The organism is Roseibium aggregatum, assembly GCF_014692675.1.
Lineage (GTDB): Bacteria > Pseudomonadota > Alphaproteobacteria > Rhizobiales > Stappiaceae > Roseibium > Roseibium aggregatum_C.
In genome coordinates, this window is sequence record NZ_JABFCZ010000001.1 from 58,216 (window position 1) to 80,626 (window position 22,411).

The window sequence follows — 22,411 nt, forward strand, 5'->3', positions numbered from 1 at the left end:
TCATGCCGTCTCACCGGCGCTCGACGAGGGCCCTTTCCCCTGTTTTTCCAGCCCTTCAGTCCTCTCGAGCGCGTCGCGGAAGTCCGGGACCCAATCGCCGAGATGAGGGGACCGGAGAATGGTGTAGTGGTCGGCCTCGACCTGCCGAATAGCGAGCGAACCGCCGGCAACCTCCTTCCAGGCGTCTTCGATATCGCCGGGGTCCCGTCCCGCGGCACATACCAGCGTGATCGGCGCCTCGCTCTTTTGCGGAACATGGCCGGCAAAAGCTGCATAATTGGCTGTGAACACATCATGGAGCCGCTGAAGCTGATCGCGATCCGCTCCGGGCAGGACCACGGGCAGTTGCGGCAGGGTCATCACCCGTTCGACGATATCCTCGCCTTTCTCCACCTGGACGTCGGCCCCGAACAGATCGCGAAGGAACGCCTGCCCGCTCCGGGTGTCGAAATCGGCATCGGCAGGACCGGACGCATCCTCCAGGCGTGCGACCTCTCCCGGCAGGTAGCTGTCGATCAGTCCGACAAAGGCGACCTCTTCCCCCTGCCGGGTCAGGTGCCGCGCCATCCCGCAGGCGACGATCCCGCCGAAGGACCAGCCGCAAAGCGTATAGGGACCGTGCGGCTGAACACTCCGGATGACATCGCAATAGCGGGCGGCCAGTTCTCCGACCGTACGAGTGCGGCAGGTTTCCCCCGCCTCCAACCCTTCCGCCCGGATGCCATAAACGGGGCGGTCGAGGTTCAGTTCGCCGACCAGGGCCTGATAGCAGGCGAGCGTGCCTCCGATCGGATGGATCAGGAACACCGGCGGACGGTTCTCGCCCTTGCCGCCCGGCTCGGGCAGTTTCAGGGAGACCAGCAGCGAGGCCTCTGTCCCGTCAGCCGCCTCCCCTGTCGCCCGGGGTTCGGAGACAGCCCCGGAAATTCCGCGCTGGCGCAGAAGACGCGCCTGCATTGCGATCGTTCCGGCCTGTGCCAGATCCGTCACCGACAGCTTGCAGCCGAATGTCTGTTCGATCCGGTTCAGGAGGCGAATCGCAAGCAGGCTGTGACCGCCGGCATCTGCAAACTCCTCTTCGATGCCGACCGTGGCATTGTTGGGATCCCGGCCCAGGACCTCCATCCAGACATCCAGAAGACGGTCCTCGACCCGGTCGCGCGGCGATCTTCCGGACCGGCTTTCGCCTTCATGCCGCCTCTCCGCCCGTTGCAACGCCTGCCGGTCGATCTTGCCGCTGGTGGTCTTCGGCAGACTTCCGGAATGGATCCAGACCGAGGGCACCATATGCGGCGGCAACCGGCCGGAAAGCTGCTTGCGCAGAAGCGCATCGTCGAAGGGTTCCGCCGTGCCACCCAGATAGGCGGTCAACACCGGGTCGCCCGCCTTGTTGCGCTCGACCAGAACGGCGGCCTCCGCCACCCCGCATGCGGCAATTGCGGCTTCCACCTCGCCCAGTTCGATGCGGTGGCCGCGGATTTTCACCTGATCGTCGACCCGACCGTGGAACTCGACCACTCCGCCGCTGTTGGGGCGGAAGCAGGCAAGATCGCCGGTTGCGTAGAGGCGGATATCCTTCTGTCCCAGACGGTGACTGCGGAACCTGTCTTCGGTGAGATCTGCCCGCCTGTGATAGCCAAGCGCAAGACGCCCGCCGCCGATGTGCAGTTCGCCGATGACACCGTCCGGTACCGGGTTGCCGCTTGGATCGAGAATATAGATCTCCGTTCCGGCCAGCGGCCGACCTATGGGAATGGTATCGCCGCCGTCGGAGGGCTTCACGGTGTGAACGAGGGCGGTGACCGTCGCCTCCGTCGGCCCGTAGGCGTTGACCAGTCGACACCCGGAAAGCCGGCTGCGTTGCCATGCGGCGGCCACTTCCGGGGTCAGCGCCTCTCCGCCGACGATCATGAGCCGCAGATCCAGGCCGGAAAGATCGGCGCCGCTGCGCTCCCAGGACCGCAGCAGTTCATGCAGGTAGACCGGCGGCAGGTCGGCGACGGTGAGCCTCATGTCGCTCAAGAAACGGCGGAATTCGTCTGCCGTCTGCAGATCGGGAGAGCGCAGCACCAACCGGGCACCGGCGGCCAGCGGCGGCAGGATCTGTTCGATCGCAGTATCGACCGCGGTCGGCGCGAACTGCAGCACCGCATCGCTCGCCGAAAGGCCGTACTCGCCGATGATTACCTGGCAATGACCGGACAGCGCCCCGTGGGAAACGACGACGCCTTTGGGAACGCCCGTGGAGCCTGAGGTGTAGATGATATAGGCGGGATCGTCGGGGGCGATTTCTGCTTCCGGGAAGCGGGAGAACCGGCTGCGCAGCAGGTAACGCGTCTTGTCCAGGTCGATGACATCCGCCGGCCGGTCCTTGAAGTCCTGCAGGCGGCTTGCCAGGACGCCGCGGCTCAGGACCAGCGCAACTTCCGCATCGCGCAGAATATAGGCGAGGCGCTCGTCCGGATGTTCCGGATCGAGCGGGACCCAGACGGCGCCGATGGCGATCACCGCCAGCAAAGCGGCAATGCCGTCCGGCTCACGCTCCAGAAGAACGGCGACCCGATCACCGGTGCCGACCCCATGCTCTGTCAGCGCAAGGGCAATCTGCTTCGAGCGGAGGGCAAGGTCCCGGTAGCTGAGGCGTTTCGCGCCACTGACAATCGCCGTTGCCGACGGGTGCTCCTGTGCTGCGGCAAAGACCAGATCATGGGCAAGCTCCCCGGACGCGTGAAGGCGTTCGCCCCTCGCCCAGTGATGCAGGGCCCGGTCGGTTTCCGGCCGGGTCAGCATGGGCAGCGCGGAAACGGGTGTTTCGTCACCGGTTACCGCCGCCTCCAGAAGCCGGCGGAAATGGGCAAGCATGCGTTCGATGGTGCCGCGGGCAAAGCGGTCGCCGTCATAACCGGCAATGATCGACGCCCCTTTCGGGTCGTCCTGGACCTCCATGGCGAACTGCGCGCCGCCGGCCTGCCGGATTTCCGGAAGAAGGGTCACGTCACCGCGCGCGAACAGATCCAGCTCCGCCGCATCGAGGATGAAGTTCTGATAGGCGAAACTCACCTGGTAGGGCGGTTCGCCGGTCGCCGTGCCGCCGTGTTCGCGGGCGATGGCCGCAAAGGGAATGTCGCTGTTGCCAAGCCCTTCGCCAAGGGCGGCATGAACATGCTTAGACAACTGACCGAAGGACAGATCCGGATCGGCGGCAAGACGCAACGCGATCATGTTGGCGCAATAGCCGACGGTTTCCTCAAACCGGCGCGAGGGACGCCGCAGCGTCGGCACACCGATCACGAGATCCTCTTCGCCTGTATAGCGGTAAAGGAGTGCCGAGAAGGCGGTGAGATAGATCGAGGCCGGACTGACGCCCAAGTGTCTTGCCAGGTCGCGAAGCCTTGCACTGAGATCCTCGGGCAGCCGGACCTCCAGGTCCTGCCCGTTCGTTGCGGCAGCCCGCCCGGAGCCCGGCCTTGCCGGCAGCTTCAGGACCGGCGCGGGATCGGCGAGTTTCTCCAGCCAGTAATGCTTCTGGGCCTGTCCTTCTTCCGAGGCTGCAAACTCTCCCTCCCACGCAGCAAATTCGGAATAATCCGCGCTGTCGCCCTTCTCCGGAACCGGCTCCGACCGGCAGAAGCACGCGTATGCCGTCCAGAACCGGCGCGTGATCACGGCGGAGGTAATGCCGTCGGTGACGATATGGTGGGCGACGATGAGGACGATGCTTTCGTCCGGCCCCAGCTTGCCGCCGGAAAGGTGCTCGACCCGGAAGACGGCTTCGCCCAAATCGAACGGCAGCAGGACGCGCTGGCGCAGGAAGCCGGCGGTCTCGACCTCCTTGGGCATGACGAGGGAGTGAAGCTCCACGCCTTCCGGCCTTGCCTTCAGCACCGGGTCGCCGTCCTCCTCGACAATCCGGGTACCGAGGACCGGATATTCGGCCACCAGCCAGTCGAGCGCCTTTGCAAGGGCCGCGCCGTCGGCAGACTTCACCCGGAAGGCCAACGGGACATTATATTCGCCGCTTTCGGGGTAAAGGGACTGCAGCACCCACAGGCCCTTCTGCGCCTCGCCGAGGGGGCAGCGATACGGGCCGGTGGTTGACGGTTTCTGCTCTGCTGGCCCGGCAACCGGTGCAGCATCACTTGCTTCGGAATCCAGAAAACGGGCCAGCGCCTGCGGCGTCGCATGTGTTTCCAGCGCCTTTTGCGACAGCACCCGGCCGAATGCTTCCTCGACCGCATAAATCAGCCGCATGCGGACCATGGAATCGGCGCCGAGATCCTCGAAGGTCCTCTGCGGATCGAGGTCATCTGCGGAGCAGCCCAGTTCCGCGGCAAGGGTTCGGCAGATAAGCTGAAGCGCGGTTTCGGCGTGTTCGGTTTGCTGGACCGTTTCGGGGGTCGGCGCTGTCTCGGCCTGCGTTGTTTGCGGCACACTGTCCGGAGCGACCGCTTGCGGCAGCCAGTGTCTCTCCCGGACGAACGGATAGCCCGGCAGGACCAGCATCGGGCCAATGTGGGTTTCATCCTCTTCGGCGGCGGCCAGCGTAGGTTCTATATCAGCCCGATATTCAAAGTCTTCCAGCTTGGCCGCCAGTTCGTCCCCATCCGTGGCGACGATCTCGACGCTAGAGGCAAACGCCTCGCGGCCATATCGCAGCGTGCGCGACAGGGCCGCCATATCGAGGTCTTTGGTCTCGCGTACATAGGCGGCCAGGGACTTCCGCAGCTCGGCAAGCCGGTCTTCCGTTCTGGCAGAAACCGGGAACAGGCGAGGCTGCCGTTCCGCCGACAATGATTGCTGCACCGGAACCGGCGGGGCTTCCTCCAGAATGAGAAACACGTTCGATCCGCCCGCGCCGAAGGAACTGACCGTCGCGCGCCGAGGCTGCACCGTGCCGTCGACGACGGGCGCGGACCAGGGCGCCAACTCCGTCTGCGGCCGGAACGGCGTGCCCTGAAGCAATTCGGCAGTTTCGGATGCGGAAGTTCCAAAGGACGGGAACAGCTCCCTTCGTTCGAACTGCAACAGCACCTTGGTCAGCTGCGCCAGACCGGAAGCGCCTTCCGCATGGCCCATGTTCGTCTTGACCGAGCCGACGGCGAGCGGAACCTCGCCCGGCCGGTCCGCATAGACCCGGCCGAGCGCCCGCAGCTCGATGGCATCGCCGACCTGCGTGCCGTTGGCCGCCACCTCGGCATAGCTAACGGTCGCCGGATCGATACCGGCAGTGTCAAAGGCATCCTCGAGCAAACGCACCTGCGCATCCGCATTGGGGACGGCATAGCCGGCGGAATGGCCCGCGTGATTGGCAAGGCTGCCCTTGATCACCGCGAGCACGCGATCCCCGTCCCGCAGGGCATCGCCAAGCGGCTTCAGAAGGACCGCACCGACGCCTTCGGCCGGAAGATAGCCATCGCCGCCGGACAGGGCACGGCTGTCGGCGCTGCTGCCGGCGAGACCACCGCGACTCAGCGCCTCGTATTTGGCCGGGTGGATCGAGAGATTTACGCCACCGGCGACTGCCAACCGGCATTCGCCGGCACGCAGGCTCTGGCAGGCCTGGTGCACCGCCTGCAGGCCGGAGGAACACATGCTGTCGACGGCAACGCTCGGTCCCTGCAGGTCAAAGAAGAACGACGTGCGGTTGGCGATGCCGGAATAGGACGACAGGGCCAGCATTGCCCGGGTTTCGGGATCTGCGGCCAGACCGGGATATTGCTGGTACATGGAACCGACGAAGACGCCGACGCGCTTGTCGTAGTGTTCGGCCAGATAGGGGCGCGTGTGTCCTCCCCGCTCGAACAGGTGCCAGGCGGTTTCAAGGAACAGCCGTTCCTGGGGGTCGGCCAGATCGGCCGCGCGGGATGAATACCCAAAAAACTCCGCGTCGAAGCAATCGACGTCGGAAAGGAACCCGCCCCACTTGCAGTAGCTGGCACCGGGTTCGCCCTTGCGCGGCGAATAGCGCGGCAGCAGGTCCAGCCGCTCCGGCGGAATTTCAGTGACGCAGTCGCGGCCCTTCCGGAGCAGCTCGCCAAAAGCTTCTATCGTGTCCGCACCCGGATAGCGGCCGGCGACGGCGATGATCGCGATATCGCCGGTGTTCCTGTCCGGCTCGGGTTCCGGTTCTTCGGCCTTTTCAGATGCAACAACGGGTGGCTGCGGTGCCGATGCGACCGGGTCTACCTTCGCGACCGGCTCCTGCCGGGTCATCAGTTCATCGGCAAGACGATTGATGGTCTGGAACTCGAACAGGATCGTTTGCGGCAGCGGACCGAAGGCCGCTTCGAGGGCCTCGACGATCTCCAGCGAGGAAACGGAATCCACCCCGAACCGGTCGATGGTGTCTTCCGATGCAAGCTTATCTGCCGGAATTCCGAGACAGGTCGAAAAGCAGGCCTTGATCTGAGCGACGACCTCTTCGCGTGCACCGGAGGCCTCGACCGGCTCGGACCGCCGGACGTCCTCCACCGCTGCCTCGACCAATGCCGGTTGCGTTTTTATGGCTTCCGGCTCCGCAGGCCCCATCAGGCGGCGAAGCCGATCATGGTCGCCTTCCAGGACCAGAACCTGATCCTCGTCCGATGCAGACAGGATCGCGCTCAGGGCGGCGATGGCCGGAGCGGTTTCCAGCGGACGGACGCCGGCTTCGCGTTCCATGGTCTCGATGGTGCGGGCATCCATGTGCATGCCGCCGTCGCGCCAGTAGGGCCAGTCGATGGCAATCGTCCGGCCATGGCAGGCGCCTCCGGCCATGCGTGCGTTGCGCAAGGCCGCGAAACGGTCGAGGAAGGCATTGGCCGCCGCATAGTCGGACTGGCCCGGATTGCCGAGCGCGCCGGCGGCAGAGGCGAACAGCACCAGGAAATCGAGCGGCCGGTTGCCGAGCGCTTCGTCCAGAATCCGCGTGCCGGTCACCTTGGGCGCCAGGACCTCGCGCAGCGTCGCCTCGTCCTTGGTCGCCAGCAGGCCGTCGCGGGTCAGTCCGGCGCCGTGGAAGACCCCGTCCAGGTGCCCGTCAATGACATCGATCTCGGCCAGCAGATCCGACACCGCATCCCGGCTCGTCACGTCGATGCGGCGGTAGTGAACGGTCGCGCCCATTTCCTCCAGGTCTTTCAGGCGCTGTTCGACCTCCGGCTTCAGATGCGACCGCCCGGTCAGCCACAGCGAAGGCCGCACGCCGCTTCCGGCAATCGCTTCGGCGACATGGAGGCCGATACCGCCGGCCCCGCCGGTCAGGAGATAGACGCCATCCTGCTTCCAGGGCGACCGCTCCGGCCCTGCCTTTGGCGCCACCTCGCCCCAGGACCGGACCAGTCGGCGGCCTTTCCGGTAGCGGATATAAGTCCGCTCGGAGGCACAGGCGGCGTCCGTAGTCAGCCGAGCTACGACATCGTCACCGCTGTCCACCGCAACAAGCTGGCAGGACAGGCTCCGGTGTTCCAGGGCGGCACAGCGCAACAGACCGTCGAGACCTTCCAGGAGGCTGTCCTCGCCATCTGCGGGAACGACAACCTGCACGACGGCCTGTTGCGGCCGTCTCCGGGCCAGGTCCTGCAGCAGTTTCATCAGCCGCACGGCATGGAATTCATACCGGTTATCGACTGGGCCATCCGGTGCCTCCAGCGCAACAACCTTGGTATCAGGCCCTTTCAGACGACCGGCGACGCCGGGATCCGAAGCCAGAGAACCGCAAAGCACGATAATTCTGTCTTTAGCCGGCAAATCTGTCCCGATAGCAGGGACCTGGTCCCGCCAGACAGGCGCGAACAGAAGCGGCAATGGCGCCGGTTCCGGATTCATCTCCGGTTTCGGGGGATTTGCCGTTCCCTCGATATCCGGAAGCCAGCAAAGGTCCTCGGCAAAGGGATAGGTGGGAAGGCTGATCGGCACCGGTTTCGGACCCGGCCGCAACGCCGCCCAGTCGACCAGCGCGCCTTGCACCCATTTTTCCGCGATCACCGCCAGCGAGAGCGAGAGGTCTGCGGCCGGTTGGCCGACTGCGGCGCGTGACCGAAAGATGCCGTCACCATCGGCCTGACCGGCAAGAGCCCGTTCCAGCTTCGCCGCCAGGTCCGCCTTGTCCCTTGCAACGATTGCAAGGCGTTCCTCGAACGCCTCCCGGCCCTCCTGCAGCGTGAAGGCGACAGACGGCAAGTCCTTCTCGCCCAGGTCCTGGAGGGTCGAACGGAAATTATTGAGCAGAACCCGCAGCCGTTCCGGGTCGCGTGCCGAGAACGGATAGATCGCGGGACCTGCTGAAACGGCCGGCCGCGCCTGTCCGAGATGTTCGGCAATCACAATATGCGCGTTCGAGCCGCCGGCGCCGAAGGACGACAGGCCTGCGACCCTCGGCAGAGACCTGTCAGCTGCCACAGGCTGCGGCCAGCCTTCCAGCCGACGCTGGACACGGAAGGGCGAAGTTTCGAACGGAATATTCGGATTGAGGGTCTCCGCATGGAGCGACGGAGCGAGCTGACCGTGCTTCAGTTGCAGCAGGATTTTCGTCAGACCGGCAATTCCCGCAGCACTTTCGCCGTGACCGATATTGGATTTCACCGAGCCGATGGCGCAGATGTGGTTCCCGCTCCCCTGCCCGCGCCAGGCCTTGGTAAGGGCTGCGATCTCGATCGGGTCGCCCAGGGTCGTTCCGGTGCCGTGGGCCTCAACGTAGCTTACCTCTTCCGGCGCAATTCCGGCGCGTTCCATGGCCTTTTCGATGACCGCCGTCTGGGCAGCCGGATTGGGAACCGTATAGCCGTTGGTCTTGCCGCCGTGATTAAGCGCCGAGCCCAGGATCACACCGTGGATCCGGTCGCCATCGGCCTCCGCCCGACTCAGGGGCTTGAGCAGGACCGCGCCGACACCTTCCGCAGGCACATAGCCGTCGCCGCCTTCGCCGAAACTGCCGCAACGCCCCGTGGTGGACAGGAACCGGCCCTGCGCCAGCGTCAGGTACTTGTTCGGATGCGGCGTCAGGTTGACCCCGCCGGCCAGAGCCACGGAACAACTGCCCGAGCGCAGGCTGTCACAGGCAAGATGGATCGCCGTCAGGGACGACGAGCACATGCTGTCGACCGTCATGCTCGGCCCGTGGAAATTGCAGAAATAGGAGACCCGGTTGGCAACACCGGCCGGGCTGGTGCCGATCGCAAGCGGCTGGCCCTGCGCCTGGCGTTCCGGACCGTTGAGCTGGTACTCTTCCCACATGACACCGACAAAGACACCGACATCGCCGCCGCGCAGGCTTTCCCGGTCCGGCGCCACGGTTGCCCGCGTATAGCCGGCGTCCTCCAGGGTTTCCCAGGCGCATTGCAGGAACAGGCGCTCCTGCGGGTCCATCAACTGTGCTTCCCGGGGGGCGATGTTGAAGAACATCGGGTCGAACCGGTCATGACCGTCGATGAAGCCGCCCCATTTGCAGGTGGTCTTGCCCGGCTGCCGGACAGGGTCGAAGAAGCGGCTGTGGTCCCACCTGCCGGCCGGCACCTCGGTGACGCTGTCGCGACCGGCCGCCAAGTTCCGCCAGAATTCGGAAAGGGTCCGCGCGCCGGGATAGCGGCCGGCAACGCCGATGATCGCAATCGGCTCATCCGCTGCCAGTGGTCCGCGCCTTTTTTCTTCGCGCGCCTCTGCCGGGACCGACTTTGCAGGGGTCTCTTCCGCCGAGCCGACAATGGCACTCAGTCTCTCCGAATGCTCATCCAAGAAATGATCGAGGAGCGCGTCAAGCGTCTGGTGCTCGAAGAACAGGGTCTTGGACAGCGGCCCGAAATCGCGCTCCAGCACATCGGTCAGCTGTATGATCAGGACGGAGTCGATGCCGTAGTCCTCGAGCGGAGCCGACAAGGATATGGCGGAGGCGTCGATCTCGGTTTCGCGCGCAACCAGATCGATGAAATACCGTTCGGCAGCGCTCCGGAGGGGAACGGTGTCCGATGCCTTTTCCGTGAGCAGCGGCCGATCCCCGGACACCTGCGGCAGCAGACGCAGCGAAAAGCCCGCGATCCGGACACAGGTCCGGCCGCTGTCATCGGCAAGATCGATATCCAGTTTGTGGATGCTGTTGGCTGACGAGACGGTTCGCAGATGCGCCCACATGGTTTTTTCTGTCGGCCCGAGGATCTCCATCCGGTCGATACCGAAGGGTAGCGCCGGGCCGGTTCCGCCGTCATCGGAGAAGGAAACGAGAGCGGCATGGAAGGCCGCATCGATCAGGCTTGGATGCAGGACAAAGCCGCCACCTTCCGCTTCTGCGGCCCGGGGCAGTTGCAGCCGCGCCAAGACACCGTCAGCTCCGGATTTCAGTTCGGTCACCGCGCGAAAGGCCGGTCCGTAGTCGATGCCGAGAGCGGCATAGGAGGCATAGAGCCAGTCGGGGTCGTGTTCCGTCCGGCAGGAACGCTTCAGGGCCTCCAGATCCATGTGCGGCATCGGACCGGTCGTGTCGGAGATACCGGTATTTCCACGCATGTAATCGGACTGTGAACCGTCATCGGCCGTCAGCCGGAACGACCAGGCCTGTTCGCCGGTTTCGCTCATCCGGACGCGGAGATCCATCTCGCCGCTGTCCAGTTCCACCGGTCTGCGCCAGGTCACATTCGCGAGGACCAGCGGCAGGCCATCGGCGTGAACTTTCTTCGAGGCCGCCTCACGGACGAGTTCCAGGCTCATGGCCCCGGGCAGGATGCGGCTGCCGCGGATCCGATGATCCCGCAGGTAAAAGGCGTCTGCGTTCAGGTGAACCTTGAAATCCCCGCCTTCGTCATCGCCGGGTGCCGAAGCGATCAGGGATTGTGGCGTCGGCGTCTGATGCGCCACCGTTTTCGGCCGACCGGCATTATCGATGCAATAGATATCGCGCGCGAACGGATAAGTCGGCAGCCTCAGGCGCCGGTGCGATCCGGTATTGAGCGCGTTCCAATCCACCTTGCCACCGCTAACCCATTGTTCCGCGATGCCATGTGGCCCTGCCTCGCCGACAGGCGTGTTTGCCCCTTCACTGCTCGGTTTGGCACGGCCGCGGCAGATGCCCGGTGCGGCGCGATCTTCCAGAAATGTCTTCAGGCGCTCGACAAGGTCGTCCACGGTTCCGGCGACGATTGCCAGCCGGTCTGCCAGTTCGGCCCGGCCGACCTGCAACGTGAAGGAAAGATCGCCCAGGTCCCTGTTTTCGATCCGGCCGCTTTCGAGCATGCAAAGCAGATTGCGGGCGCTTTCCTTCAGACTCTCCGGATCACGTGCGGAAAGAACGACAACGACGGGACCATCCGGCTCCGCCCGCAAAAGCGTTTTCGCCGGACGATATTCCTCAAGCACCACATGCGCGTTGACACCGCCGAAACCGAAACTGCTGATACCGGCACGCAGCGGCAGCGGGTTGCCGTTTTCGTCCCGGACCGGGGTCCACTCACATGCGCTGCGAACAATCTCGAACGGGCTGTCGCTCAGGTCGATATACGGGTTGATGTCCTCGCAGTGGAGGCTCGGCGCCAGTTGCCGGTGCCCGAACTGCTGCAGGACCTTGATCACCCCGGCGACACCGGCGGCCAGTTCCAGGTGGCCGATGTTGGTCTTCACCGAGCCAAGCCGGCAGCCGTCGCTGTCGAGACGGTCGTTTGTTTCCGGCAGGGAGCGGAAGGCCGATTTCAGGGCATTGACCTCGACCGGATCGCCGAGGGCTGTCCCGGTGCCATGGGCCTCGATATAGCCGACCGAACGCGGATCGATCCCGGCCCGTAAATAGGCGGTGCGCAGGAGGTCCGCCTGGGCTTCCGTGTTCGGCGCGGTCAAGGAATTGGCGTGACCGCCGTGGTTGATCGCCGTTGCGCGCACGACGGCAAGAACCGGGTCGCCATCGCGCTCGGCATCCGACAGGCGGCGGAGGAACAGCATGCCGACGCCTTCGCCGCGCACGTAGCCGTTTGCTGAAGCGGAAAACGTCTTGCAGCGCCCGTCCGGCGACAGCATGCCGGCGCGGGCGAAGTTGATATGGGCGTCCGGCGTGATGATCGTGTTGACGCCGCCGACCAGCGCCATGTCGCAGTCGCCGGCCCGGATGGCCTGCACCGCCCGGTGCAGGGCCACCAGCGAACTGGAGCAGGCCGTCTCGACCGGTTCGCTGGGCCCGTGCAGATCGAGGAAATAGCTAATCCGGTTCGGGCCGACGGAGGGAACGGACCCGGTCGCGACATAGCCCTCGCCGCCGGTATCCTCGCCAATCCTCTCGCAATAGCCGCTGGACGACGTGCCGACGAAGACGCCGACCTTTTGACCTGCAAGGCTCTTCGGCGAATGTCCGGCATCCTCGATCGCCTTCCAGGCATGCATCAGCATCAGGCGCTGCTGCGGGTCCATGAGTTTCGCTTCGCGCGGCGAAATGGCGAAGAACAGCGGATCGAATTCGAACACCCGGTCGATGAAGCCGCCCCAGTGGATGTTCGTCTTGCCCGGGTCCTGTCGCGGATCGCCGTCGATCTCTTTCCAGTCCCAGCGATCGGCCGGGATGCGGGTGATGCAATCGCGTCCGGAAATCAGGTTGGACCAGAAGGCGTCGGCGTCTTCCGCCATCGGGAAGCAGCAGCTCTGGCCGACGATGACGACGGGATCGTCGTCATCGGCTGCTGCCCGCCGATCGGTGCCGAAGCCTGTTTCGGAAGCTTGCGCCGAGGCAACCGGCGCGACCGGTTCCTTTTCCGCCTCCGCGACAATTCCCAGTTGCTCCTCCGACAGGTCGCCGGCGATGTGGCGCGCGAGCCGTTCCAGGGTCGCGTATTCGAAGAAATCGGCGGGTGTCAGCGACAGGCCGAGCTCCGCGTTGATCCGCGAGGCAAAGGCGGTCATCGTCACCGAGTCGAAGCCGAAATCGCCGAGTTCAGCCTCCACGTCCAGCTCCGAGGGATCGACTTCCAGGGTGCGTGCGGCAATACCGGTGACAAGCCGAAGCGTCGCGGCGTGTCTCGCTTCCTCACCGATGACGGCGGCGTCGGTCTCGACAGCCGGACTTGCCGGAACGGTCTTGCCGGATTGTTCAACGGCACGGACCGCGAAACCCTCCAGCCGGATCACGACGGTGCCGTCGTCATCGCAGACATCGATGGACGCGCCGGTGTCTCCCGCCCGAACGACTGCCCACATGCGTTCGCCGGTCCGGCCATAGACGGCGACCCGGCGCACGGCGTAAGGCAAAGCAGTTCCGTTTGCCGCGTCCTGTTCCAGCCCGATCAGCGCCTGCAGGGCACCATCGAGAATGGACGGATTCAGCTCAGGATCACGGTCGGCTTCCGCCGGAAGCTCCAGCCGGGTGACGGCAATACCCGGCCCCTGCCACAGGCCGGTGATCGCGCGCTGTGCTGGACCGTAGCGAAGCCCGAAGTCTTCGAAGCGGCGGTAGATGTCCGCAACATCGAGCGTGCGGGTGGCCGCCGCCCTTGCGGCGCCAAGATCGATCTTCGGAGCTGTTTCCCCGCCGAGTGCACGGACAGCACCCTGCGCATGCGCACGCTTTCCCGCCGGTCCGGTCGTGAAAATGGAATACCGGGAACTCCCCGAAGGTTCCTCCTGCAGCGAAACTTCGAGACGCTCTGGTCCTGCGGTTATCGAGACCGGGCTGGTCCAGGTGTGCCCGATGAGTTCGAAACCTTTCGAACCGGAACCGGCGAAGGCCCGGCGCAGAAGTTCAAAGGACATCACGCCCGGCAGGACCTTGACGTCCTCGACCAGATGATCGCGCAGGAAACTTTCCGAGCCGTCGAAGGCAAACGTCGATGTGCTTGAAGCTGCCGGTTCCCTGGCCGAAGCCTGTGGCCCTTTGCCGACCCAGAATTCCGTTTTCGCAAACGGATAGCCGGGCAAGGAGATCCGCTTCCCCGGACGTTCCTTGCGCACCGTTCGCCAATCGACATTGAAGCCGCCGACCCAGAGCGCCAGGAGATCCTCCGCCCGGCCTCTTTCGGCAAGTCCGGCTGCAGCTTCGCGCAACGGTCCGTCGCTTTCGAGAACCGACATGGTCTTGCGGTTGGTCTTCACCCGGCCGGTCTGGAGGCCCGTGTCCGTTTCCCCTGCCAGCCAGGCGTTGAGACGCTCCAGCATCTGCGCCTTGCTTTGCGCGACAAGGCCCAGGCGGAATTCCATCGGGTCACGCGCAATCTGCAGCGTATGGGCGATATCGCACAGACTTGCTGCCTGATCGGGCGCGGACAGGAACGCCACGAGTCGGTCTGCCATTTCCTTGAGCTGCGCTTCCGACTTGGCGGACAGAATGATCAGCTCGGGATCGGCTGACGGTTCCGAAGCGTGCGCCTGATCTTGCGGAGCCGGATATTCCTCCAGCACCACATGGGCATTGCTGCCGCCGAAGCCGAAGCTGCTGACGCCGGCGCGGCGCGGCAGGATATTGCCGTCCGCATCGATCAGGTGGGACCAGTCGGTTTCGTGTTGCGCAACATGGAACGGGCTGCCCGCGAGCTTCAGATAGGGATTGAGCGCGTCGCAATGGAGCGTCCTGGCGATTTCGCCATGGCGCATCTGCAGCAGAACCTTGATCAGCCCGGCGATACCGGCTGCCAGTTCCAGATGGCCGATGTTGGATTTCACAGAACCTATGGCGCAGCTTTGCGCCGGTGCCGGGCCGAAGGTCGCTTCCGCATTGGAGCTGAGATCCGCAAAGGCGCTGGTCAGGGCCTCGACCTCGATCGGGTCTCCCAGCGGCGTGCCCGTGCCATGGGCCTCGATATAGCCGACCGTGCGCGGATCGATGCCGGCGCGGGCATAGGCGGTGCGCAGCAGCTCCGCCTGGGCCTTCGGATTGGGTGCGGTCAGGGACGCCGCATGGCCGCCGTGGTTTTCCGCGCTGGCGCGGATAACGGCCAGGATTCGGTCGCCGTCGCGATCGGCATCGGCAAGGGATTTAAGGAACACCAGGCCGACGCCTTCGCCCCGCGTGTAGCCGTCCGCGTTGGCCGAGAACGGCTTGCAGTGGCCTTCCGGCGACAGCATGCCCGCCTTGGAAAAACCGACGAAGGCTTCCGGCAGCAGCAGGGCATTGATGCCGCCGGCAATTGCCGCCGAGCAATGGCCGGAGCGGATTGCCTCGACCGCCCGGTGAACGGCGATCAGGGCGCTGGAACAGGCGGTCTCGACGGCAACGCTGGGGCCGTGGAAATCATAAGTATAGCTGATGCGGTTCGGGCCGAGCGACGGGGCGAGCGCCGTCATGGAATAGCCCTCGATACCGACCCCGGCTTGCGCGATCAGCCGGCTGTAGCCGGTGTCCGCCGTACCGATGAAGACCCCGGTCCTGGAACCGGCAAGGGCCGAGGGCGCGTAGCCGGCATCTTCCATCACCCGCCAGGCCTGGGTGAGCAGGAGCCGCTGCTGCGGATCCATCATCCGCGCTTCCGGCGCCGAGATGCCGAAGAACGGCGCGTCGAAGGCGGCGATACCGTCAATGAAGCCGCCCCATTTGGCATTGCCCTTGCCCGGCTCCGACAGCGGATCGCCCCAATAGGCGCGCCAGTCCCAACGCTCCGGCGGCACCTCGGAAATACAGTCACGGCCTTCCTTCAGCACCTGCCAGAAGGCATCCACATCCGGCGCGCCCGGGAACTGTCCACTCATGCCGATGATGGCAACGAGACCAACTTCAGGCTGGTTCTCGGCAGGCGCAGCGGCCCTCGGTTCGACAATGGCTCGGCGGGCCGGCGGCTCCGGCACCGGTTCAGGCGATAGGGTTGCCTCTTCCTGTTCCGGTTCAACCGGCAGGCTAGCGCCAAGTGCTGCGGCCATGGCGCCGGTTTCTTCCTCGCTCAGATGACCGGCCAAGCCATCGAGGGTCGGATACTCGAAGAAGAGGGTCGGCGTCAGATCCAGATCGAAGCGGTCGTTGAGCCGGTTGGCGAACTGGGTGAAGCCGATGGAATCGAAACCGTATTCGGTGAGTTCCACATCCGGATCGAGATCGTCGGCCGAGACCTTGAGCTGGGTACTGGCCTCGTCGACCAGGCCTGCCAGAACGAGACGGCGCAGATCGGCGGATGGCGCGGGCGCGGTCTTGACCGGCGAAGCGGCGGCGGGCCGATCGGGCACAACGTCCCGGTCCCGCAAGCTGCCGATGAAGCGGCGGATCCGTTCGGCGTTGCCGACCGTGACCAGACGCCGGGAAGACGCCCCTGCCAACGCGGCATAAAGCGCTTCGATGCCGGTAGCGGTTTCCAGCGGCACCAGCCCGGTGGTCCGGCGCATGAGATCCTGCCGGGCCGGGTCGAGGCCCATGCCCCCGTCCAGCCACAGCGGCCAGGCAATCGAAAGCGTGCGGCCGTGGCATAGACCCTTCTTACGCCGGGCTTCGCGCGCTTCGGCGAAGCCGTTCAGGAAGGCATTGGCCGCGGCATAATCCGCCTGTCCGGCATTGCCGGTGACGCCGGAGATCGACGAATAGAAGACAAGGAAATCGAGCGGCGCATCGCCGATAGCTTTGTCCAGCGCCGCCGCGCCCGTCACCTTGGGCGCAAGGACGGCGGCAACCTGCTCCGGCGTCTTTCGAATAAAAGCGTCGTCCTGCACCACACCGGCTGCGTGAATGACACCGTCGAGACTGCCATGGTCCCGCCGGATCGCTGCAACCATCTCCGCGACGGCGCTTTCGTCGGTGAGATCGACGCACATGTGGTGCAGGCGCGGTTCGGCCTCGAGCCAGGCCGAAAGGTCCGAATCTGGATCGTTACGGCCGGCGAGAATGACGGTGGCGTCCGGGGCTTTTTCAAGGATGTCGCCGGCCAGATGCCGGCCGAGCTTTCCAGTGCCGCCGGTGATCAGATAGACACCGCCCGGACGCCAGGGAGCTGAAGGTGTTTCAGGAGCCGTCTCGACCTCGTCCCAGACTTCCATCGACAGGCTGTCGCCATCCGCCTTCAGATGTGCGCCGGCCGGGGCCGCTGTGGCGTCGCGCAGAAGCCGAGCAAGGGTGTCCGCATCCGTTCCTGCGCCGATGGTGAGGACCTGACTGCCGATCTTCGGATGCTCGCGGTGCAGGCTACGCAGCATGGCGCCGAGGCCACTGAGGGCTTCCGATCCTTCGCCTTCACTCAGAACGAGTTGGAGCGAGACCGGACCGCTGTTCAATTCCTTCTGCGCAATCTTGAGGAGTTGATTGGCAAGACCGACATACCGCTGTTCCAGTAGGAGACCGGACCGGTCGCCCAGTTGCCGGCAGTCCCAGCCGGGCAGTCTTCCGCCCAAGGCATCGGCGTCGCCTGTTCCAGCCGTAAGGAGAACAATGCGCCGCCTGTCGTCTACCGATTCAACGGCGCTGGAGAACGGACGCCAGTCCGGTTCAAAGCAGAGCAGGTCCGAATCGTCGGTCTTCTCGAGCACCCGGGTCGTGAAGCCGCGCAGGGCGACGCGCACACTGCCGTCATCCGCGAGCAGATCAATATCCATCTTGCGCAGGCCGGACCCGGTTGCCGGGCCGCCCCGGACATGGGCCCACATGGTCGCTTCGCACGGGCCGAGGATCTCGACCGCATCGACGGAGAACGGCAGTGCCGCGGTTTTGGGCGCATCGCCCGCCGCGTCAAGCGCCAGGCCGATGGCGGATTGCAGGGCGCCATCCATCAGGCTCGGATGAAGTCCATAGTCGGCAAGCGCAGGCCGAAGGGCTTCCGGCAGCTCGAGCCGGGCAAGGACCTCTGAGCCGACCGCGAGATCCGAAATGACCCGGTGGCCCGGTCCGTAGCCGAGGCCCATCGCGTCGAAGGCGGCATAGATTTCGGACGCTTGCAGATGGCGTGCGGGCGCGTTCCGGAGCGCTTCAAGGTCCAGCGTCCGCTTAGTCGCTTCCGCGCCCGCTGCGATCCGCATCTGGGCGTGAACAACCCGCTCGCCCTCGTCCGTCCGGGTGACGATTTCCACCCGTGCGCCGCCGCCGTCCAGGCGGGATATCTCGCAGGCAACCGTAACGGGCCGCTCCGCCTTGAGCGGTGCCATCCAGACGACCTGACGGAGTTCGAGGTGGGCAATGCCGTCCCGTTCGGCAGCAGCGCGGGCGAGTTCCAGATAGGCAACGCCCGGCAGGACCGGCGTGCCGCCGACCCTGTGATCGGCAAGGAAGACCTCCCGCCCGGTTAGTCTCAGGCCGTACCGGCCTTCACCCTCCGGTGACGGTACCAAGGCCACAGTCTGTGCCTGAGCCGGCTTCGCCTCTTCCGGCAACCAGTAGCGTTTGCGCTGGAACGCGTAGCCCGGCAGGGCAATGCGATGCGGGCGGTCATCGCCGTAAAGCCTGAGCCAGTCGACATCGCCGCCACCAGCCCAATGGCTGGCAATGGCGGCGGCATCCTTGCCTGCGGGATCGAGCGCTTCCGACTTCTCCCGGCGTCCGGGCGGGATCTCGCCCGTAGCGGCGACGGTCCTGTCGCCGGCAAGGAACGCATCCATCTTGCGCAGGAGGTCATCCCTGTCGGTTGCGACAAAGGCCGCCCGGCAACGCATGGCATCCCGGCCGATCTGAAGCGTATAGGCCAGTTCGGTGAGATCGGCCTTGGCGACGGCTTTCCTCAAACGGGCGACTGCATCCATGAGTGCGCCGTCGGTCTTCGCCGACACCGGTACCACCACCGGATGTTCCGGAGCGGATGCGGTGCTCTTCTGCGCCTGCCGGTATTCCTCGATTACCAGATGCACATTGGCACCGCCGGCGCCGAAGGAACTGAGACCGGCCCGGCGGGGCTGCTCGGTTCCGTCGAGCACCGGCCGTTGCCAGGGGGTTTCCTGCTGGAGCAGGTGGAACGGGCTCCCGGCAAGGTCCAGCAGCGGGTTGGGATCGGCGCAATGGAGGGTGCGGTAGCGGGTCCCGCTCTTCATCGCGAGCAGGACCTTGATCAGGCCGGCGACACCCGCCGCCGTTTCCGCGTGGCCGATGTTGGATTTCACCGAGCCGAGACCGATTGCGGGTTCCGCCGGCGGTTCCAGATCGCGGTCGCGGTAAAGCTCCTCGAAGGCGAACCTCAGCCCTTCGATCTCGATCGGATCGCCGAGCGGCGTGCCCGTGCCGTGACATTCGATCAGGCCGATGCTGCGCGGATCGGTGCCGGCCTGCCGGTGCGCCTCGACGATCAGGCGTGCCTGGGCCTTCGGGTTCGGCGCAGTCAGCGAGGTGGCGCCACCGCCGTGGTGTTCCACCGAACCACGGATCACGCCGAGAATGGGATCGCCGTCGCGCTCGGCGAGATCGAGCCGCTTGAGCAGCACTGCTCCGACCCCATCGGCGCGGGCATAACCGTTGGCGTCTTTGGAAAAGGTCTTGCAGCGCCCGTCCGGGGCGATCATCCCGACCTTGGAGAACATGATGTGCTGGGTCGGAGACAGCATCAGGTTCGAGCCGCCGGCGATGGCCATCTCGCAGCCTTCGTGGCGGATGCTCATGACAGCTCTATGGATTGCCACCAGCGAACTGGAACAGGCGGTGTCGACCACCTCGCTCGGCCCGTGAATATCGAGCAGGAAGGACAGGCGGTTCGGGCAGAAGGCATGACCGAGGCCGGTCAGCTGCTGGGCTTCCATGATGCCCGCCCGGTTCACCATGTCCGTATAGTCGAGCAGGTTGATGCCGAGGAACAGGCCGATGTTCTTGCCTGCGAGCGATCCGGGGGCGTAGCCGCCCTTTTCGATCAGGCTCCAGACGCATTCCATGAACAGGCGATGCTGCGGGTCCATCAGTTCCGCTTCGCGCGGCGAAATGTTGAAGAAGGCGGCGTCGAAGCGGTCGACATCCGGAACGAAACCGCCGTATTTCACATCTGTAAAGGCCCCCTTCTTCGGGTCGCCGTAGACCGCCCGCCAGTCCCAGCGGTCCGCCGGGATTTCCTCGATACAGTCGTCGCCCGCCGCCAGATGGGCCTCGAAGGCCTCCAGGTCCGGGCTTTGCGGGAACATGCCTTCCATCGACAGGATGGCGATCGGCACGGCGTCGCCGGCTTTCTCGGAAGACTTCCGCTCAGCACTTGCCACCGATGCGGCCTTTGCCGGGCGCCGACGGGCAGCGGCGCGATGACGAACCGTCCAGCTTTCTTGCCCGTCCCCGGCTGCAGCCGGAGCGCTTGCGGCTTCAACCGGCTCTGGTTCCGGGGCCTCTTCTGCAGCCAGCCGTTCGTAGTGTCCGGCAATGGCCTTGCCATAACGGTCGAACAGGATCGAGCTCAGATCGTCGAGATGCTTTGCCTCGAAGAAGGTCGTCGGCGCGACGGAAATGCCGAAGTGGCGGGAGATCTGCACCATCACCTCGGTAATGGCGATGGAATCGATGCCGAGATTTGCGAGGTTCTCCTCAGGATCGAGCTGGTCCTCCGGCATGCGCAGGGCCTTTGCCGCGATCTGCCAGACATCGCGCGCCAGACGATCCTGCGGGCTCAATTCCGATTTCGACTCATCCGGCGTTGCTTGTGCCCCCGCCTGCTGTGCCTGCGCCGACAGATGCGCGCGGGCCCGCTCGACCAGTTCCCGGTCGAGAAGCTGCGCCATCCGGGCGCGCAGGTCGTCGCGGGGGCCAGAACTCATTCGGCCGGCTCCTCCTGTTGCGCAGGCGCAGTGTCGGCGAGCATATCCCGGTAGCGGCGCATGTGGTTCAGCAGCTTCCAGAGGTCGGCTTCCCACTGATGACGGTAGCTGTCGATGAAATAGGTCTGGCCGAGATCCGGAGTATCGGATTTCTTCGCTGCCAGGAAGCGCTGAAGCCCCCGGGTCTTGCCGAAGAGCGCCCGTGCATAGTTCAGGACGAACAGGCCCTGGGTCTTCAGGCCGTCGCCCAGCCCGCCGGCGGCGTTGATGAAGCCCATGAAGAGAATGTTGTCCAGGTTGCGCGGCGTGGAATGCAGGAATAGATCGGGAATGTCGCCCTTCCATTCCAGCAGGGTCCTGTCGAGGAAGGGAAAGTCGCGGCTGTAGCCGGTCGCATAGAGCACCAGATCGACCTCGGCCGCACTGCCGTCCTGGAACCGCACGGTCTTGCCCTCAAAGCCGGCAATGTCGCCCTTCGGCGTGATATCGCCGTGACCGATGTGATAGAGCAGCAGCGAGTTCATCACCGGGTGTGCGCCGTCGAGCGGATAATCGGGCCGCGGCAGGCCGTAATCGGCGCCGTCATAGCCGGCGAGACGGAACACCTCCTCGATGTAGGCGAGGGTCTCCTCCTTGGTGGCGAACTTGTTGCCAAGCTCCATCATCCATTGCGGGGTCGGCTTTCCATCGATGAATTTCGGCTGGTAATAGTAGCCGCGCCTGGTGCTGTGCAGGACCGAGGCCGCCGTGCGGATGGCATCGACGGCGATGTCGCAGCCGGAGTTGCCACCGCCGACCACCAGGACACGCTTGCCTTTCAGCTGCTCCGCCGACTTGTAGTCACGAACATGCATGACCTCGCCGTCGAACTTCCCCGGATAGGGCGGCTCGGGATAGCGCGGCACCCGCTGCAGGCCGTTGCAGACGATCACCAGCGGATAGACCTCGTCGTCTCCGGCAGTGGTTTTCAGCCGCCAGCCGTCGCCTTCCGGCGTCAATGTCTTGACCGCGGCATTGAAATGCGCCCGTTCGTAGACGCCGAAGGCCTTCGCGTAGGAGCGGATATAGGCCAGCATCTGGCGGTGGTTCGGATAGGCCGGATACTCCTCCGGCATCGGGAAGTCGGGTACCTGGGTGTTGAACTTCGGCGAGATCAGGTGGAGGGACTCATAGGCGCGCCCGCACGGCGCATCGCCATTCCAGACGCCGCCGAAATCGGCTTCCGCCTCGTAGAGGTCGACCGTGATCCCCCCTTCGATCAGCTCGCGCGCCACGCCAATGCCGGTCGGGCCACCGCCGATAATCGCCACCTTCTGCGGCAAGCTGCTCATGGCTGCACCTCCTCCCCGATCCGGATGTCCCGGCTTTGCTCCAGTCTCGTCAACCTGACCCCTTCCAGGTGCAGACATTCCCGGCCGTCCGCACCGTAAAGTTCCACCGTAAGGCCCACAGAATCAGACCCGCCGTCGATCCTGACAATCGCCTTATCCTCGAGCGAGGAAAAGCCGGTCATTCGCTCCATGCTCAGCGGGAAGGCGAGCGCGTTGCCCGCCCCCGCATCCGCGACCCAGCCGCCGGCGCGGAAGGTCAGTAGCCGCCAGACCGCATCCAGCACGAACGGGTCGAACAGCAGGCCCTGCCGGTCTTCGGCGGATCCGCGCGGCAGAACCAGCCGCGCCAGCAGGGCATCGCCGTCGCGGCGCACTTCGCTGACCGTCGCCATTTCGGCCGACGGAGGACCGGAGTAGATCGCACAGCGTTCTGCGAAGTCGCGGAACACCGGGGTGATGTCCGCGCCCGGAAGCGAACCGGTCTCATCGAGGGATTTGCGCTCGCGGAGACCGTCGGGCTCTGC

General features: G+C 65.1%; 3 protein-coding genes (1 of these 3 cut by a window edge). All 3 read right to left on the reverse strand.

The annotated features are described in order from the left end of the window. Tightly spaced (each overlapping or abutting the next), the 3 genes in view from HK439_RS00235 to HK439_RS00245 form a layout consistent with a single transcriptional unit that may run on beyond the window. Window positions 1-20,556: a non-ribosomal peptide synthetase gene (locus tag HK439_RS00235; protein WP_190289356.1), complete on the reverse strand. Its 20,556-nt coding sequence runs from the start codon at window positions 20,554-20,556 to the stop codon at window positions 1-3. After that, window positions 20,553-21,887, reverse strand: coding sequence for a flavin-containing monooxygenase (locus tag HK439_RS00240; RefSeq protein WP_190289357.1), 1,335 nt, complete (start codon window positions 21,885-21,887; stop codon window positions 20,553-20,555). Before HK439_RS00240 ends, HK439_RS00235 begins: the two co-directional genes overlap by 4 nt. After that, a protein-coding gene (locus HK439_RS00245; RefSeq protein WP_190289358.1) for an SDR family NAD(P)-dependent oxidoreductase crosses the window boundary here: on the reverse strand, window positions 21,884-22,411 show its end. It continues 20,283 nt past the right edge of the window; the window shows 528 of its 20,811 coding nt (coding positions 20,284-20,811); the start codon falls outside the window, past its right edge; its stop codon occupies window positions 21,884-21,886. The genes HK439_RS00240 and HK439_RS00245 overlap by 4 nt, the downstream gene beginning before the upstream one ends.